Source organism: Ruegeria sp. CG1, assembly GCF_056537265.1.
In genome coordinates this window covers 44,233-61,396 of the sequence record NZ_JBQFRF010000009.1, presented here as the reverse complement: position 1 = coordinate 61,396, position 17,164 = coordinate 44,233, and the positions used below count along the sequence as shown (strand labels likewise).

21 protein-coding genes are annotated in these 17,164 nt (G+C 57.3%); 10 read left to right on the top strand and 11 right to left on the bottom strand.

The window, feature by feature from the left end:
• Positions 1-2: 2 nt before the first annotated feature.
• From flhA to ACR0AU_RS19465, 4 genes are read left to right on the top strand one after another with little or no spacing between them, the layout of a single operon-like run.
• Positions 3-2,090, top strand: a complete 2,088-nt coding sequence (gene flhA / locus ACR0AU_RS19480) for a flagellar biosynthesis protein FlhA (protein WP_480796116.1) — start codon at positions 3-5, stop codon at positions 2,088-2,090.
• Positions 2,087-2,860, top strand: a complete 774-nt coding sequence (locus ACR0AU_RS19475; protein WP_170734152.1) for a flagellar biosynthetic protein FliR — start codon at positions 2,087-2,089, stop codon at positions 2,858-2,860. Before flhA ends, ACR0AU_RS19475 begins: the two co-directional genes overlap by 4 nt.
• Positions 2,857-3,942 (top strand): flagellar type III secretion system protein FlhB, encoded by a 1,086-nt coding sequence (gene flhB, locus ACR0AU_RS19470; RefSeq protein WP_170734153.1) that lies wholly within the window; start codon positions 2,857-2,859, stop codon positions 3,940-3,942. Before ACR0AU_RS19475 ends, flhB begins: the two co-directional genes overlap by 4 nt.
• A 23-nt stretch (positions 3,943-3,965) precedes the next feature.
• The gene (locus tag ACR0AU_RS19465) at positions 3,966-4,325 is read left to right on the top strand and encodes a hypothetical protein (RefSeq protein WP_480796115.1); all 360 of its coding nucleotides are present in this window, start codon (positions 3,966-3,968) and stop codon (positions 4,323-4,325) included.
• An 11-nt stretch (positions 4,326-4,336) separates the two neighbouring features.
• Here ACR0AU_RS19465 and ACR0AU_RS19460 read toward each other — a convergent pair whose 3' ends face one another.
• The 9 genes from ACR0AU_RS19460 to ACR0AU_RS19420 are packed head-to-tail and all read right to left on the bottom strand — an operon-like array spanning position 4,337 to position 8,867.
• On the bottom strand, positions 4,337-4,831 hold the full coding sequence (locus ACR0AU_RS19460) for a flagellar basal body-associated FliL family protein (protein WP_170408681.1): 495 nt from the start codon (positions 4,829-4,831) through the stop codon (positions 4,337-4,339).
• An 11-nt stretch (positions 4,832-4,842) separates the two neighbouring features.
• On the bottom strand, positions 4,843-5,574 hold the full coding sequence (flgH, locus tag ACR0AU_RS19455; protein WP_170395282.1) for a flagellar basal body L-ring protein FlgH: 732 nt from the start codon (positions 5,572-5,574) through the stop codon (positions 4,843-4,845).
• Entirely contained in the window at positions 5,574-5,987 is a 414-nt protein-coding gene (flgA, locus tag ACR0AU_RS19450) for a flagellar basal body P-ring formation chaperone FlgA (protein WP_170734156.1), read from the bottom strand. Before flgA ends, flgH begins: the two co-directional genes overlap by 1 nt.
• Complete coding sequence (gene flgG, locus ACR0AU_RS19445) at positions 5,987-6,772, bottom strand: flagellar basal-body rod protein FlgG (protein WP_480796114.1); 786 nt, start codon at positions 6,770-6,772, stop codon at positions 5,987-5,989. Before flgG ends, flgA begins: the two co-directional genes overlap by 1 nt.
• 21 nt (positions 6,773-6,793) lie before the next feature.
• Positions 6,794-7,504, bottom strand: a complete 711-nt coding sequence (locus ACR0AU_RS19440) for a flagellar hook-basal body complex protein (protein ID WP_170734157.1) — start codon at positions 7,502-7,504, stop codon at positions 6,794-6,796.
• The gene (locus ACR0AU_RS19435) at positions 7,504-7,776 is read right to left on the bottom strand and encodes a flagellar biosynthetic protein FliQ (protein ID WP_170395271.1); all 273 of its coding nucleotides are present in this window, start codon (positions 7,774-7,776) and stop codon (positions 7,504-7,506) included. The genes ACR0AU_RS19440 and ACR0AU_RS19435 overlap by 1 nt, the downstream gene beginning before the upstream one ends.
• A 3-nt stretch (positions 7,777-7,779) precedes the next feature.
• The gene (gene fliE / locus ACR0AU_RS19430) at positions 7,780-8,070 is read right to left on the bottom strand and encodes a flagellar hook-basal body complex protein FliE (RefSeq protein ID WP_170734158.1); all 291 of its coding nucleotides are present in this window, start codon (positions 8,068-8,070) and stop codon (positions 7,780-7,782) included.
• A gap of 12 nt (positions 8,071-8,082) precedes the next feature.
• Complete coding sequence (gene flgC / locus ACR0AU_RS19425; RefSeq protein ID WP_170395265.1) at positions 8,083-8,469, bottom strand: flagellar basal body rod protein FlgC; 387 nt, start codon at positions 8,467-8,469, stop codon at positions 8,083-8,085.
• Positions 8,470-8,480: 11 nt separating this feature from the next.
• On the bottom strand, positions 8,481-8,867 hold the full coding sequence (locus ACR0AU_RS19420; RefSeq protein WP_170734159.1) for a FlgB family protein: 387 nt from the start codon (positions 8,865-8,867) through the stop codon (positions 8,481-8,483).
• Positions 8,868-8,974: 107 nt separating this feature from the next.
• Between ACR0AU_RS19420 and ACR0AU_RS19415 the strand changes: the two genes are divergently transcribed.
• From ACR0AU_RS19415 to ACR0AU_RS19390, 6 genes are all read left to right on the top strand, one after another.
• On the top strand, positions 8,975-10,300 hold the full coding sequence (locus ACR0AU_RS19415; RefSeq protein WP_480439526.1) for a FliI/YscN family ATPase: 1,326 nt from the start codon (positions 8,975-8,977) through the stop codon (positions 10,298-10,300).
• An 83-nt stretch (positions 10,301-10,383) separates the two neighbouring features.
• Positions 10,384-11,223, top strand: a complete 840-nt coding sequence (locus tag ACR0AU_RS19410) for a flagellar motor protein MotB (RefSeq protein WP_170567488.1) — start codon at positions 10,384-10,386, stop codon at positions 11,221-11,223.
• 98 nt (positions 11,224-11,321) lie between these two features.
• Complete coding sequence (locus tag ACR0AU_RS19405; protein WP_255611994.1) at positions 11,322-12,617, top strand: flagellar hook protein FlgE; 1,296 nt, start codon at positions 11,322-11,324, stop codon at positions 12,615-12,617.
• 33 nt (positions 12,618-12,650) lie between these two features.
• Positions 12,651-14,102: a flagellar hook-associated protein FlgK gene (flgK, locus tag ACR0AU_RS19400; RefSeq protein ID WP_170734161.1), complete on the top strand. Its 1,452-nt coding sequence runs from the start codon at positions 12,651-12,653 to the stop codon at positions 14,100-14,102.
• Positions 14,103-14,104: 2 nt separating this feature from the next.
• On the top strand, positions 14,105-15,112 hold the full coding sequence (locus ACR0AU_RS19395) for a flagellin (RefSeq protein ID WP_170734162.1): 1,008 nt from the start codon (positions 14,105-14,107) through the stop codon (positions 15,110-15,112).
• Entirely contained in the window at positions 15,109-16,203 is a 1,095-nt protein-coding gene (locus ACR0AU_RS19390) for a flagellar basal body P-ring protein FlgI (protein WP_480796113.1), read from the top strand. Before ACR0AU_RS19395 ends, ACR0AU_RS19390 begins: the two co-directional genes overlap by 4 nt.
• A gap of 38 nt (positions 16,204-16,241) precedes the next feature.
• On the opposite strand, the gene ACR0AU_RS19385 is transcribed toward ACR0AU_RS19390, so the two are convergent.
• On the bottom strand, positions 16,242-16,886 hold the full coding sequence (locus ACR0AU_RS19385) for a DUF1523 family protein (RefSeq protein WP_170567482.1): 645 nt from the start codon (positions 16,884-16,886) through the stop codon (positions 16,242-16,244).
• A 10-nt stretch (positions 16,887-16,896) separates the two neighbouring features.
• A complete protein-coding gene (locus tag ACR0AU_RS19380; RefSeq protein ID WP_170395242.1) occupies positions 16,897-17,163 on the bottom strand; it encodes a hypothetical protein in 267 nt (88 codons plus the stop codon).
• Position 17,164: the final 1 nt, after the last annotated feature.

The window sequence follows — 17,164 nt, the reverse complement described above, 5'->3', positions numbered from 1 at the left end:
TAGTGCCCCGAATCGATCCCCGCACCTTGTTCTCTCCGACCATATTGCTGGCGCTGGCGCTGATGGCGGTCATCGTGATGATGATCCTGCCCATGCCAGCCTGGGTCCTGGACGTGGGGCTGGCGGCATCCTTTGCGCTGGCGATACTGATCTTCACATTGACGCTGTTCATCGAACGGCCACTGGATTTCTCATCCTTCCCGACGATCTTGCTGGCCTCACTGATGTTGCGCTTGTCGCTGAACGTGTCCTCAACCAAGCTGATCATCGGTCAGGGGCACACCGGCACCAACGCCGCTGGTGACGTGATCGAAGGTTTCGCCCAGTTTGTCATGGGCGGCAGCATCTTTCTGGGCCTTGTGGTGTTTGGCGTTCTGCTGATCGTGAACTTCATGGTCATCACAAAGGGTGCGGCCCGCATGGCCGAAGTGGGTGCCCGGTTCGCGCTGGACGGGATGCCAGGCAAACAGTTGGCCATCGACAGTGACATGTCGGCTGGAGCCATCGATCACCAGCAAGCCAAAGAACGACGCGAGAGCGAGCAGCAGGAGACCACCTTTTTCGGTTCGCTCGACGGCGCGTCGAAATTCGTCAAAGGCGATGCGATTGCCGGGTTGCTGATCACACTTCTCAACCTTGTGATGGGATTGGTCATGGGGGTCATCGTGCATGGGATGCCGGTATCGTCCGCCTTCGAAACCTATGCAATCCTGACCGTTGGGGACGGGTTGGTATCGCAGATACCAGCAGTGATCATCTCGATTGCGTCCGCCTTGCTGTTGGCGCGTGGCGGTACGCAGGGTGCAACCGACAATGCGCTCTTCTCGCAACTTGGACGCCACCCGGCGGCGTTGAGCACCGTAGCGGTTCTGATGGTGCTGTTCGCCCTGGTGCCCGGTTTGCCGTTCTTACCGTTCATTCTTGGGGCGGGGGTGCTGGGCTATGCGGCTTATTCAGGTCTCAGAAAACGCCACGCCAGCGAGGCAGAGGCTCAGACCCCCGAGGCCGAGTCTGATACTCCGGTCTCGCAGGCTATCGGTGATATCCTGGACCTCGACGACGTTCACTTGGAATTCGCCCCTGATCTGGTCAGCATGGTGCTGAACCCCGGTACCGGCCTTGACGCGCGGATCGCCAACATGCGGACCTATGTCGCCTCAAGCTTTGGGCTTATCCTGCCCGAAATTCGATTGACTGACCGCGCCGATCTTCCGACCGGAACTTATGTGATCAAAGTACAAGGGGTCGAACAGGCGCGTGGTGTTCTGAATTCTGAACTCGTGCTCGCACTGGTACAGGACGGGCACGACTTTCTACCTGATGGCACCGATGTGACCGAACCCGTCTACGGTGCCCCGGCGCGCTGGATATTGCCCAAGGACCAGGAGGTCGCCGCACTGAATGGGGCCACCATCGTCACCCCTCCTGAAATTCTGGCGACCCATCTGCTAGAGATCATCAAACAGAATTTCTCGCGTCTTATGACCCTGAAATCCCTTCGCCGCCTGCTGTCCGAGATGACGCGGCTCAGCGATCCGACCCGAGCTGAAGCCAACCGCAAAATGCTGGACGAATTGATCCCAGACAAGGTGCCGATCGACACACTGCATGCTGTTCTGCGGCTGTTGCTAGACGAACGGGTCTCGATCCGAAACATGGCGCTGATCCTTGAAAGCGTGGCCGAAGCACGATTGACCACCACCCAGCCCGAAGGGATCTGCGAACTGGTCCGCCAGCGGCTGGGCTTTCAACTGGTTGCCGACATGAAGCGCGAGGACGGCTCGATCCCTCTGATCCAACTCGCGCCGGAATGGGAGGACACATTTGCCACCTACCAGATCGACGCCGCGAACGCAGGTATCGACGTGGCACTACCGCCCAACCTGTTCAATAAGCTGGCCGATGGAGTTGTCGATAGCGTCGCAAAATCAGCAGATCACGGGTTGTTCCCGGCGGTCGTAACCACGACCCGACGACGCAGATTGCTCAGTACCATTATGCACGCGCGCGGCGTCGCCAACCCCGTCCTGTCTTTTGAAGAGATCGGGCTTGAGGCGCGCCCCGCCTTGGTCGGAACGGTGCCCGCGTGATCTCAGTCCCGTTAGAGCTTTTGCCACATCTGGGGCAAAACCTGTGGCATCTGTTCGCCGTATTTCTTCGTGTGTCCGCATTGGTTTCGCTGCTACCGGCCTTTGGTGAACGCAGCGTCCCTGTGCGGGTCAAACTGGGCGTGGCAGTTGCTTTCACAATGATTGTCATTCCCGCCATACCCGCATCGGGTGTTATGCCGGGCTTTCACAAAATGATTGGATTAATCACCATCGAAGTCTTGATCGGTCTTATGCTCGGCATCGGGTTGCGCCTTTTTGTCCTTGCACTACAAACTGCAGGTTCAATCGCGGCGCAAGCGACATCCTTGTCTCAGATCCTGGGCGGAGCGGCCGCAGAACCTGTCCCGGCGATGGGGTATCTGCTGACGCTGGCCGGCTTGGCGCTGGCGGTATTGCTTGGCCTTCATATCCGTGCAGCGCAGTTCATGATCCACAGCTATATGCTGTTTCCGATGGGCGCGCTTCCAACTGCGCCTGATCTGTCGCAATGGGGCGTTGCGCAAGTCGCCCACAGCTTTGGACTGGCCTTTGCGCTGGCTATGCCCTTTGTCATCGCATCGCTGATCTACAACCTCGCACTGGGCGTAATTAACCGCGCCATGCCGCAGCTCATAGTCGCTTTTGTCGGTGCCCCAGCAATCACTTTCGCAGGCCTTTTCCTGCTTTTCGCCGGGGCACCATTGATCCTGGCAACCTGGTCTGACGCTTTGTTCGCGTTTCTCCAAAATCCTCTGGGAGGGCTGCGATGAGCGCATCAGACGACAGTGATAAGTCATTTGAGGCGACCCCGCAAAAGCTGGAAAAAGCCCGCAAAAAAGGCGAGGTGGCGAAGTCCAATGATCTGTCGGTGGTGGCTGCATACATGGGACTGCTCGTCGCACTTTTGCTCACGGGGCAATTCACGGCAGAGCATCTGGGGACTCTGTTCGTGGTCTTGATCGACCAATCAGATCAATTCGCAAGCTTGCTGACCGTCGGACCCGCGACATCCACCGTCGCTGGGATTCTGAGATCAACTCTGGCACCAATCGCCGCGTTGTTTATCGTTCCGGCAGTCGCGGTGTTGCTCAGCCTGATCGCCCAGCGCGCACTGATCTTCGCGCCGGAAAAGCTGAAACCACGCGGTTCACGCATCTCGATCGTCTCAAACGCAAAGAACAAGTTTGGCCGGGGCGGGTTGTTCGAATTCGCCAAGAGCTTTGTTAAATTGTTGATCTATGGAACATGCCTGACCCTATTTTTGCACACCCACCTGCCCAAGATTCTGACAGCCAGTGCAGCCGCCCCGAGATCCTCAATTCTGTTGATGATGAACTTACTCAGCCAATTTCTGTTTATCGTCATAATGATCGCGCTGGCGATCGGCATGATCGACTATTTGTGGCAACATGCCGAACACCTTCGCAAAAACAGAATGTCACGCAAAGAAATTCAGGATGAAACCAAGGATTCCGAGGGTGATCCGCACGTCAAACAGCAGCGTCGCCAACGCGCGCAGGACATAGCAACCAATCAGATGATGGCGGATGTGCCCAAGGCCGATGTGGTGATCGTCAACCCGACGCATTATGCGGTGGCGCTGAAATGGTCGCGAGCAAGTGGCAGCGCTCCGGTTTGCGTCGCCAAAGGGGTAGATGAAATCGCGGCAACAATCAGGGCCACGGCCGGAGACGCAGGCATTCCTATTCATTCCGATCCACCAACAGCACGCGCATTGCACGCGACCGTCGGGATCGGACAGGAAATTACCGAAGAATACTACCGACCCGTTGCAGCAGCTATTCGGTTTGCCGAAGCCATGCGCAAACGAGCGAAGGGCCAGGTCGGATGACGCAAGATCGCATAGACAACCTTTTGACCGTCGTCGAAGCTGTTTATCAACGGGAACACCAAAAATTGCACCCTTTGTTGCAGCGCGAAGCCCAGTTGCTTCAGCAATTGACGCGTCTGGATTCTCAATTAGCCGAAGTAAAATCGACGAGTTCACAGTCGGATGGCTATCAGGTCACCGGCACAGACCTGTTGTGGCACGGCTGGGAATCTTTGACACGGTGCAACCTGAACACCGAGTTGGCGCGCCTGCGATCACAAAAGCTTGCGGCAATGGAAGAATTGCGTGGGGCATTTGGGCGCAAACTGGCCGTTGCCGATCTGTCGCGCCGCCTGCAGGAACACAAGCGACGCGTGCGACAATCTAAGGCTCAGGATTCATAACCCCAACCCGTTCAGGTATCCTGTCGGCTGACACTCATGATCAGAACTTGCGAGACATCTTCGCCCAGATCCTTTCTCGCAACCTCCAGCAACGCATTGCGCAATGCCGTCAGGTTGTCTGACCGCGTGAATGCGCCGTCAAACCCGCCGATATTGGCGTGATCAAACAGAACTTGCAGAAACCGGTCCCTTAATTTTGGCTCGATCTCATAAAACGCTTCGGCAATCCCCGGCCTCACCTCAAGGCTGAGGGACATGGTGACGAGCGCCGATATCTCGTCCTCGGAAACCACGGGGACCACGAACTGTTTGGTGAGTTTCAGATACTCATGTGTTTCTGATTGATCATCTTTGCCGGGTTTAGTTTTGTTTTTCTTGTCTTCATTGGGTTTTTGCCCAGCCTCCGCAAGATCTTCAGCTTCCCCGGAAGGGGACAATAGGATCCGGGCGCCCGCACCGGCAGCCAGGCCGAAAACCAGAAAAACGATCGGTAGTAGTTTTCCCATAAGCGCGGCCCTCAGAAAGGTAGCAAGGTATCAAGTATCTGTTGTCCATAGCGTGGTTGCTGCACATCCGTGATCTGCCCGCGGCCACCATAAGACACCCGCGCTGACGCGATCTTGTCATAGGTGATTTCATTCTGGCGCGAGATATCTTCGGGGCGGACATAACCCGAGACCAGCAGTTCCCGAAGTTCGAAATTCACCCGCAGTTCTTGCGATCCAGAAATCGAAAGCACACCGTTTGGCAACACGTCGACGACCGTTGCCGCCACGCGCAAGGTCAATTTTTCTTTGCGTTTGACCGATCCCTTCCCTTTGCTGACCGAAGCCGAGTCAATTGAAACGGCATCATCAAGTGAGGCCCCTTCAGGTAGTCGTTCACCTGCACGCTGCGGCAAGCCGAAGAGTTCCGGCACTGCAAGGCTTTCCGACCCCGCGCGCGATCGATTGGTATCGTTGGAAATTTCGGCCTTTTCATCCAGCTCGATCACGACCGTTAGAATGTCCCCTTTTTTCATCGCGCGCTGATCCCCAAGCAAAGAATGCTGCCCACCGCTCCACAAAGAGGACTGGTCGACCGTTCGCTGCGGCTGGCTGTGCAGCGGAAGCCCGGGCCACAGCATGGCAACATGTTCGGGCGATTCCGTGTTTGGTGTCAGGCTGGGCGGCTTGCCAAGGTGGTCCAATCGTCCACACGCCGCAACACTCAGAACGACAAATAGCAGGGGTTTCGAAAGGCTCGGCATCATTTAACCTCAATTTGTCCATCGGGACGGATTACGCCCGTTACTGTTGTGCGAGACGCCAGATTCATGACACGGATACGCTCGCCTGCTGCGCCCCGGCCCAACGCGCGGCCTTCGGCAGTGATCGATAGCGCGATGTGATCGAACACCAGCGTCACCAGATCGTTTCGGTCCACGATCGCAGGCGGACCGACATCGGCAGGGCGGATTGGCCGACCTGGATAAAGCGCAACACGTGCCTCCTGACCGATAAGATCCTCTGGCCTACGAACCGCCCCATTGACCTCAGTGGTTTTGATTTCGAGGTCGGATGAGACAATGACCTCTTTGGCGCGGATCGTGCGGGTCGGCACAACGATCTCGGCCAAGCTTGGCATCGGCATCATGCATAGTATGAGGGTTAACAGGCGCATCACCGGACCTGCGTGGTCGCGCCCATCATCTGGTCGACGGCGGAAATAACTTTGGCGTTCATTTCATAGCCACGCTGCGCTTCGATCAGTTCCGTGACCTCGCGCACCGCATCGACAGAGCTGTCCTCAAGATAACCCTGCCGCAATGTGCCCAGCCCATCTTCGCCCGGGGTGCCGACCACCGGTGCACCCGAGGCTTCGGTTTCCTTGAAGAGGTTGCTACCAATGGCCTCAAGACCCTTGGCGTTCGAGAAGCTGGCCAGCGTAAACTCGCCCAGCAACTGCCCCTCGGCCGTATCATCGAAATAGGCATAGACCTCACCCGCCGCATTGATCGAGATCGATCTGGCATCGTCTGGAATGGTAATTTCAGGGGCAACGGCAAAGCCATCAGAAGTTACGATCAGACCTTCGGCCGAACGTTTCAGGCTTCCGTCTCGGGTAAAGGCGGATTGGCCATTCGGCGTGGTGACCTCAAGGTAACCCCGCCCTTCGATGGCGACATCCAGATCACTGCCCGTTGCCGAAAGCCCGCCCTGTTCCAGCTGTACGGTGACGGCGGCAGGGCGCACGCCCAACCCCAACTGAATACCTGTCGGAAGGACCGTTCCATCCGAGGCATTGACCGCCCCGGCGCGCGCCATCTGTTGATAGTGCAGATCGGCAAACTCGGCCCGGCGGGTGTTGTAGCCGGTTGTATTCATATTCGCGAGGTTGTTTGAAATTGTCTCAACCCGCATCTGCTGTGCGGTCATGCCCGTAGCCGCGATCTTCAATGCTCGCATGTCGTATTCTCCTTCCGGTAATCAGCGCATCAATGCCTTAAGCGCCCCGCGAACCCGTTCGTCTTCGGCCTCAAGAAAACTCTGCCCGAGCTCGTAGGCCCGCTGAATTTCAATCATCCGGGTCACCTGACCAATGGCATTGACATTCGATCCTTCGAGGAACCGATGCAGCACGACCGGCTCGTCCACCGGGTCCACCTGCCCGCCTGCACGGAAATGTGTGCTTCCTTCGCGCACCAGGTTTTCGGGATCGGCGACGTTGTAGACACCGATCTGGCTCAGAAGTTGTCCATCGACGCTCATCGTGCCGTCGCTGCCAACATCGATCGTTGCGGCGTCGGGCGGGACAAAGACCGACGCGCCATTGCTGTCCAGAACCCGGTGCCCGTCCATCGTCACCAGATCGCCCTCAGCATTGGGTGAGAAACTGCCGGAACGCGTCAGGCGGTTCCCAGCGGGCGTTTCGATCATAAAGAACCCGTCCCCTTCGATGGCAAAGTCGAAGGCCCCGCCTGTCTCGGTCAGCACACCTTGTTGCAGAGAAGTGTTTCGAACCTGCGCACGGCTGAGCGATAGTGAAGGATTGCCCGGCATATCCCGGACGAATTCGGAGAACACCAGCCCCTGCTGACGATACCCGGTCGTGTTGGCATTGGCGATATTGTTGGCCACCATTCGCATCTCATCCATGAGACCGGATTGGCGGGACAAGGTGACATAAGCGGTGTCCATTAGCGACCTCCGGCAATAAGCGGGACCAATGTCCCGGTAAAAAACGTAACAAGGGTCTGGGTCATGAAGCCCATCGACATCCAGAACACGACCACGATTGCAATCAGCTTAGGCACGAAGGTCAGGGTCATCTCCTGAACCGAGGTCAGCGCCTGAAACAAACCAACTGTAAGGCCCGAGATCAGCGCCACCGCCAGGATCGGAACCGACGTGATGACTGCAACCCAAAGCGCCTGGCGCACGATGTCGTAGAACAGACCTTCGCTCAGCATCGTTCAGACCGGCATCCGCAAGATTTCCTGATAGGCTTCAACGACTTTGTTCCGAACGATCACAGCCGTTTCCACTGCCAACTCTGTCTGCGCCAGCGCCTGAACCAAAGCGTGCGGGTCGGCCTGCCCAACCATCGAGGATTGCGTCACTTGCTCGCTTTGTTTCAGCGTCGCCACGAAATCCTGAAACGAGGATCGCAGCCCTTGCGCTGTCCCCTGATGTTCGGGGTCGGCCTGCGTTGCAGGGCGCGCACCCGTATAATTCTGTGCGGCGGTAAGTGAGCGAACATCCATTCTGGTATTCCTTTATTTTCGGAGTAGATCCATCAGACTTGATGACATCTGCCGGGTCTGGTCGAACATCTTGAGGTTGGCTTCATAGCTGCGCTGCGCCTCTCGGGCGTCTGCTATTTCGATCATCAGATCGACGTTTGATCCTCTGTAATGGCCAGTCTCATCAGCCATAGGGTGGCCAGGATCATAAATTCGGCTCAGGTCGCGACGATCGAGTTTGACGCGCCCCGCCTGAACCATCTCTTTTCCGTCCCGTTCGACTGTCTCAAACGGGACTGTCTTACGCCGGTATCCCGGCGTATCGGCGTTCGATATGTTCTCGGACACATGACGCAACCGCGCTGCTTGTGCACGCAGTGCGCTAGCCGACGCGTCCAGCGAGTAGGAAAAATCGCTCATCGTGAATTCCCCTATGCCCGGCCCAGGCTCGTGCGCAGCACACCGATTGAAGACTTGTAGATCGCTAATGCCCGGTCATGTTGTCGCTTGACCTCGACAGCTTTCAGCATCTCTTCTTCCAATGAAACACCATTGCCATTCGGATCGCTCGAAGCCGCGACCGTGAATTCAGCCCAAGGCTGAGCGCGCACATCACCATTCAGATGACCCGTCTGAGTCGCGGTCATCGCGACCTCTCGGCTCGTGTTTTCAAACGCTGTCTGGAATGCTTCAATATCGCGGGGCTTGTATCCCGGCGTATCCGCGTTGGCCATGTTGCGCGCAACAACCGCTTGCCGTTGTCCGGCATGGGCTGCCATTGCGTACGCAGTCTTAAAGACGTTCAGGTCATTGAACATCGGGGCTTCTCCCTCGATCAATTTCAATCAAGGCTTAACCCCGATTCCTTTAGAAACCGTTTTCAACAAATCTATTTGGAGGACCTGCGATGGCCGATCTCGATCCGATGCGTCTGAAATGCGAATTCGATAGGATGTCGGCGGTACACCATATCGGGCGTGTGACCGGTGTTGCGCGCGGCGTGGTTGAAATCGATGGTCTGACCGCCCAAGCCCGGATCGGGGATCATCTGACGCTGCGCCGACAAAAAGGCCCGGACCTGCCGGGCGAGGTCCTGCATGTCGAATCAGGCGCGATCCATATGCTGCCAGCCTCCGCACCCGATGGCGTAAGCCTGGGGGATCAGGTCTCTCTCGACCAGATGCCTGCCTTTGCGCCCGGAATGCATTGGCTTGGGCGGGTGATCGATCCGTTTGGCAAACCTCTGGACGGCAAGCCCCTGCTGCCTGGCACGCTTAAACGTGACCTTATGCAGGCCCCGCCAACTGCGGTATCGCGCAAGCCGCTGGGCGGTCGTATGGAAACCGGGTTGGCCATCCTCAACACGATGCTGCCCATTGTCCAGGGTCAGCGAATCGGCCTGTTCGCTGGTTCAGGCGTTGGCAAATCGACACTTCTGGCGACGCTTGCCCGCTCAGTCCAGGCGGATGCTGTGGTCGTTGCATTGGTGGGCGAACGCGGGCGCGAAGTGAATGAGTTTGTCGAGAACGCCCTGGGTGCCGAAGGTCTGAAACGATCCGTCGTCGTGGCCGCAACCTCGGATCAATCGGCCCTGATACGCAGACGGTGCGCATGGTCGGCCATGTCGGTGGCGGAATACCTGCGGGATCAAGGGTTAAACGTTCTGTTTCTGGCCGATTCAGTTACTCGTTTTGCCGAAGCGCATCGCGAGATTGCCGCCGCAATGGGTGAGGCCCCATCGCTACGTGGCTACCCGCCATCGGTCACGCCGCTGATTGCAAACCTGTGCGAACGAGCGGGTCCCGGAACTGCCGATCAAGGTGACATCACCGCAGTCTTCAGTGTTCTTGTCGCGGGTTCTGACATGGACGAGCCCATTGCGGACATTCTGCGCGGCGTCTTGGACGGACATGTCGTGCTGAGCCGAGACATCGCCGAACGCGGGCGCTTCCCAGCGATTGACCTCAGCCGATCCGTATCACGCAGCCTACCAGGTGCGGCGACCGCAGATGAGAACCAGTTGATTACAGAAACCCGCAAGCTGGTCGGCAGTTATGAGCAATCTGAGGTGATGATCAAAGCCGGTCTCTATGCCGAAGGAACAGATCCTTTGTTGGATCGCGCCGTCCGGGTCCACGAAGAGCTAGATAGCTTTTTTGCGAAGGCCGATCCCGATGGTATCGAAAACAGCTTTAATCGATTATCTCTGGTTTTAAGGCGCGCTGGTGTAAACCCGGTGTCGCAGTCTTAGAATTCAGAACAGTTTTAAGTGTTAAGCCCACCTTAACACCTGCCCTGCTAGGCCAGTAGGCGGGTGAATAGAAGGTGGTGGAGATGGGTGCGCAATCCAATGCGGCGCCAATCATCATCAAGAAGAAACGTGTATCGGGTGGCGATGCTCACCACGGTGGTGCGTGGAAGGTCGCGTATGCGGACTTTGTCACTGCCATGATGGCGTTCTTCATGTTGATGTGGCTGCTGAATGCAACGACCGAGACGCAACGCAAGGGTCTGGCGGATTATTTTTCGCCCACGATACCGGTCAATCCGGTCTCGGGCGGTGGCGATGGTGCCTTCGGCGGTGACAACATGTTTTCGGAAAAAACCATGGTTATGGATGGATCAGGTGCCAGCAATCGGAACCCCACCGAGGCGAAACAGGCGCGCGGATCAACCGGCGTGGATGCGAAAGGCGGCGGTAAGGGTGCGTTCGAAGATTTCTCGTCGCTCGAGGCGCAGTTGCTGGGGCGCGCTGGGGAAAGCCTGGTGTCCGATAAGATGCGCAAGCACATCGTGACCCGCGTCACCGACGAAGGGCTGGTGGTCGAGCTGTTCGCCACTGAGGATCAACCGTTGTTCGAATCGGGGACAGACACGCCAACCCAAATGATGCGCGCGCTGACACTTTTGGTAGCGCGGTCTTCTGATCTGGTGACAAACGCAATCGCGGTTGAAGGGCATGTGCGGTCTGCGCCCGTCGTGTTGGCGAATAACCCGGTCTGGGATCTGTCGACCGCGCGGGCGCAAAGCACCCGCCAACTGCTGCAGAACAAAGGCATCCAGCCACAGCGGTTGGACCGCGTGACTGGGCACGCGGACCGAGAGCTTTCGGATAAAAACCCCATGGCGGTACGCAATAATCGGATTGAGATCATCTTTTTACGCAACCCTTAGGGGGTAAAGGATAGACAGCATTTTAGCTGTTAGCCGGCTGTTAAGGGCCAGTGCGGTACGTGTTGCATCAACGAATGACGCAACAAAAGGGCGTACCGATGACCATATCCTCTTCGCTGAATGCCGGTGTGGCAGCGTTGAAGGCCAACGCCAACAGGCTGGCCACGATCTCTGACAACATCGCCAATTCATCGACATTTGGCTATAAAAGGGTCGAGACCGACTTTCACTCCATGGTCACATCTGGTCAGGGCGGCAGCTATTCGGCAGGCGGGGTCAGAACCACCAGCCAACGCCTGATAGATCAGCGCGGATCGCTGGTAACCACCAACAATTCAACCGATCTGGCCGTGCGCGGCAGAGGCATGCTGCCTGTCCGTCCCAGTTCGCAGATCGCGTCAGGTTCAAATGAGATGCTGCTGACCACGACAGGCTCATTCCGCACCAATGAGGAGGGGTATCTTGTCACACAATCCGGCCTTGTACTTCTTGGCTGGCGTGCCAATCCAGATGGCTCGATCCCCAGCGTCCCGAGGGATACGCCCGCCGCTCTGGAACCCATTCAGCTAAGCGTTAATCAACTTTCGGGCGCCCCCACAACATCCATGAACCTGCGGATGAACCTGCCTGCAACAGCGACCGACGCCGGTGCTCCGGGTGACACGCAGCCCTTGTCGGTCGAATATTTTGACAATTTGGGCAAGTCTGAAAGCGTCGATATCGAATTGGTCCCCACCGTTCCTGCAACCGGCAGCAGCAATGAATGGACCATGACCTTGCGCGATTCGGCCTCGGGCGGCGCTGTCATCGGAGAATATACCCTGACCTTCACCGATAGCCGTACAGCCGGTGGTACACTAGCCAGCGTCACCGCCGTGACCGGCGGTGCCTATGACCCGGCAAACGGCAGCGTTGTCGTCAACGTCGCCGGCGGACCGATGGAGATCAACATCGGCCAGATCGGCGATGCGGACGGCATTACACAGCTTTCCGATACCTTTGCTCCGGTTTCGATCACACGCGATGGTTCGGCCGTTGGCACGATGACAAGCGTACAGGTTGATGAGAACGGCTATGTCTATGCTTTCTATGATACTGGGGTCAGCCGCCGGATGTTCCAGATTCCACTGGCCGATGTGCCGAATCCAAACGGTCTGACGGCGTTGGACAGTCAGACCTATGCCCCCTCGCGCGACAGCGGCACCTTTTTCTTATGGAACGCGGGTGAAGGTCCGACAGGAGATCTTGTTTCTTTTGCACGCGAGGAATCGACCACCGATGTCGCCACCGAGTTGACCTCAATGATCCAGACCCAGCGGGCCTACTCCTCAAGCGCCAAGGTCATTCAGACTGTGGATGAGATGCTGCAGGAAACCACCAATATCAAACGCTGATATGATGATTGATCAACGAAAGGGATGCGTCCGATGAATATGTCGACAGCACTGAACAACGCTCTGGGCGGGCTGAGCGCAGCCAGCCGTGGTGCGGCGGTGGTTTCAGGAAACATTGCCAACGCGTTGACCCCGGGATATGCCCGCAGATCGCTTGAACTGGCGACCAGCACAGTTTCCGGTAATGGCGTTCGTGTCGTTGGTATCACCCGGCACCAGGATCCGGTACAGATCGCAAACCGCCGTGCGACCGATGCAGACCTGATGGCAGCCAAAACCGTGGCGCAATTTCATTCAGGTTACGAGAAACTGTTGGGGGCAGCCGACGATGCCACTTCGATCTCGGCCAGACTGGCCCAATTCGAAAGCAGTCTGATTACAGCTGCAAGCCTGCCCGGCTCAGCCCAACGGCTGGATCAGGCTGCCCGTGCAGGCGGTACATTGAGCACAGCGCTCAATACAGCGTCCGAAGGGGTGCGGCAAATGCGATCCGATGCGGATCGCACGATAGGCAAACAGGTCGATACGCTGAATCAGACTCTGAAAGACATCGAGAAACTGAATGCTCGTATCCCCGCTGTCCGCAATTCGGGTGGTGATATTGGCGCGCTGTTGGATCATCGTCAGATTCTGGTCGATCAAGTCAACGAGTTGGTGCCTGTCAACGCGATCGCGCGCGATAATGATCAGATTTCCCTCTATTCCGATGGCGGGTTGATCCTGCTGGAAGGAACTGCGGCCGAGTTTTCGTTCTCGACCACAGGCGATACCATGCCGCATATGACCGTTGGTAACGGGTTGTTGTCCGGGCTCGAGATCAACGGCCGACCCGTTCGCGTGAGCGGAGAGTTCGCCCAAATCCGAGGCGGCGCATTGATGGCCCAGTTCTCGGTCCGCGACGAACTGACCGTCGAAGCGCAAGCCGATCTGGACGCCGTCGCCCGCGACCTGATCGAGCGCTTTGAAACCACCGGGTTGGACCCGACCGCTGCCGCGACCGATCCGGGCGTCTTCACGGATAACGGCAGCCGCTTTGATCCGGTTTCTGAAACCGGTCTTGCGTCGCGCATCTCACTAAATGTTGTGGTCGACCCGGATGCAGGGGGTGACAGCTGGAGATTACGTGCGGGTCTGGGGGCATTGACCCCCGGTGCGCCGGGTGATGCCAGCCAGTTGCAAGCTTTTGGGGCCGTTCTGACCGACTCGCGCCCGGCCCCCAGCGTAGAGTTTGGGACAGGCACGATGCGCGCGGCGGAGATCGCCGAGGCGTTGCTTTCCAAAGCCGGGGCAAACGCACACACAGCTGACCAGCGCAGCAGTTTTGCAGCAAACGCGCAGCTGGAAATGCAAAAAGTCGTCGCGGAGCAAGGTGTTGACAGTGACGCGGAACTGCAGCGCTTGATGCAGATCGAGCAGGCCTATGCCGCAAACGCACGCATCGTCGCCGTCGTGGATGAACTGATGGATACCCTGTTGAGGTTATGAACATGACACTGAATTCGATCGGGGATCTGGCCCGCGGCCTTACCCTCAGAACTCGCAGCGCCGAGATCAAATCACAAATCGAAACACTGTCGTATGAGATGTCCACCGGCAAGGTGCAGGATATCTCGGGTCGTCTGGGTGGTGATTACTCGCACCTACTGGATCTAGATCGCAGCCTGGAACGGTTGGACGCGCTTTCCATCGCCACCGCCGAGGCGCGGCTATTCACGGACGCAATGCAATTGAGCCTGACAACGCTAAGCGGCTCGGTCGCCGAGATGTCAGCGTCGCTGCTATCATTCGGTACGGCGAACCAGACCGTGACACATGAACAAGCATCGGTTCAGGCACGAAATGAGCTCGACACAATGATCTCAGCCCTGAATACGCGGGCGGGAGGGCGCAGCCTGTATTCCGGAACGTCGACTGACGTCTCACCTCTGCCCTCCGCTGAAACATTATTGACAGCGCTGCAGGCCGAATTGACAGGGCTGTCCTCCCTAACAGATATCCAACAGGCCGCTGAGGATTGGTTCAACGACCCCGCCGGATTTGATGCGGTGATGTATCAAGGTGGCACAGACACCTTGGCTCCGATGCAGATTTCCGAGAACGAGCGGATCACTCTTCCGATCACTGCGACAGACCCCGCGCTCAAGGACGCTTTGCGCGATGTTGCGGTTGCGGCTCTGGCCACAGATGATGCGCTTGGATGGACACCTGATCTACGAACCGCATTGTTCACGCAGCTTGGTGTTGAGTTGGCCAATACACAGGATGCGACGGTCAATTTGCGCGCCCAGGTCGGCGCGGCTGAGGCGCGTGTGGAGCAAGCCGCAACGCGCAACGCCGCCGCAAAGACCAGCGCTGAGCATGCGCGCAATGCGTTGATCGCTGCAGATCCCTATGAGACTGCGGCACAGTTGCAAACCGTGCAGTTCCAACTGGAGAGTCTGTATTCCGTGACCGTTCGCAACGCCAACCTGTCACTGGTGAATTTCCTGAGATGAAGATACTCGTATTCCTTTTGATAACCTTACCCTGCATTGCCAATGCGGGGGCCATACGCCTGAAAGATCTGGTGGATTTCGACGGTGTCCGCGGCAATGATCTGGTTGGCTACGGCCTTGTGGTTGGCCTGAATGGCACCGGCGACGGCTTGCGCAATTCTCCGTTCACCGAAGAGATTATGTCCAACATTCTCGAACGGCTGGGTGTAAACGTGAATGGCGAGGATTTTCGCCCCAAAAACGTCGCCGCCGTATTGGTCACCGCCACCCTACCACCCTTCGCGCGCGTCGGCGGTCAGATTGACGTCACCGTCTCTGCCATCGGAGATTCCAAAGGACTTCTTGGGGGGACATTGATCATGACACCCCTGAATGCAGCAGATGGTCAGATTTATGCCGTGGCGCAAGGGACAGTGCTAGCCGGAGGCGCTGCGGTTGAAGGCGAAGCAGCGTCGGTTGTAAGCGGGGTGCCGACATCGGGCGTCATACCCTCGGGCGCGCGTGTGGAGCGCGAGATCGATTTTCAGCTTGCTGATTTGACTCAACTGAGGCTGGCGCTGAGAGAACCGGATTTCACGACCGCAAGCCGCATTGAGGCCGCCATCAACAGAGAATTCAACCGCGCCGTCGCACTCATGCGCGATTCCGGCACTGTGGAGTTGAGCATTGAGGCGACGCGGGCCGTATCAACCGCGCATGCCATTGGACGTATTGAAAACATTCTGGTCGAACCCGAAAGCAAAGCCCGCGTCGTGGTGGATCAAAGATCGGGCACAATTGTCATGGGTCGGGACGTCAGGATTTCACGCGTCGCGGTATCGCAGGGCAACTTGACCCTCACAGTCGAGGAAGCCCCGATTGCTGTTCAGCCAAATCCGTTTGCGCGAGGCGAAACAGTCGTTGTTCCGCGCACCTACGCTGGGATCGGAGAGGAAGAAGGAACGGGGCTTGCAGAAATCCCCGAGGCAACCACCTTGTCCGAAGTGGTCGCCGGGTTGAACGCCTTGGGCGTGTCGCCACGCGATATGATCGACATCCTGAAAACCATCAAGGCTGCCGGGGCGCTTCATGCTGAGTTCATCGTGAGATGAGCAGTCAGACCACGGCGCACGCCTTTTGGCGTACCACTTTACTTTGATTTCCAACTGTCCAGCCAGCGGCGAAAGCCCTTGCGCTTTTCATCTATTGCATCACCAGCGGCGTAAAGACCATCTTCCATGTTCTCCAAAACAGGATCGATCTTCTTTTGCCGAAACCGCCGCCAGCGAACCCAAATGGCCCAAACCAGCGCAGCAAGCACAGTCAGGAAGATAATATTGAACCAGGGGATGATGCGGACATCCGGCCCCTCGACATGCCGGATGAAAATTGCGTTGGGAAAAATCGACATGAATTCATTCCGCCAGCCGTAGTGCGTTACGACCACCCAATCGGGGTTATCTTTGGTCGACTTGGCATCGTTGGCCTCGGTGTAAAGGTTCGCAGTGTCGAACTTGAAATAAGGCGGCCAGCCCCAACCAGTGTCTTCGTTGCGATAGACAATCGGCTTCCCGTTGGCGCGTACGGCCTGAATGAACTGTACATCGCGGTTTGACAGGCTGGTGGATTGATCTTCAGGCTCGGACCAGAAGATCCGCGTCCAGTCCGTCAGGTCCTGACGTTCCTCATAGGTGTTGACGATCCGCACCACATCGTGCTGCGGTAGGGAATACTGCAAGATCACGGCGATCGTGCCCCAGAAGATGATAATGAACGCCCATTTCACATAGGCCATGCCTTAACCCTCACATGTAATTCACGATGTAGATCAGCGCGCCAATCGCCACCCAAGGTACAATATAGACACCCAAAATCAGTTTGCGCCGGAATGAGTTGTCGTAGACGTGCAAACCACGCGCAACAAACGCTTCTTTGTTACCGGTTTTGCCCTTTTCGTCCCACCACGTCTCCAACTTTCGCCGCCTAACTCCTCGCGAGTAAAAGGACAGCGCGAAATAGGCAATCGTCTGGATCACCAGCAGGATCAGAAACAGGCGCATCGCTCCGAACATC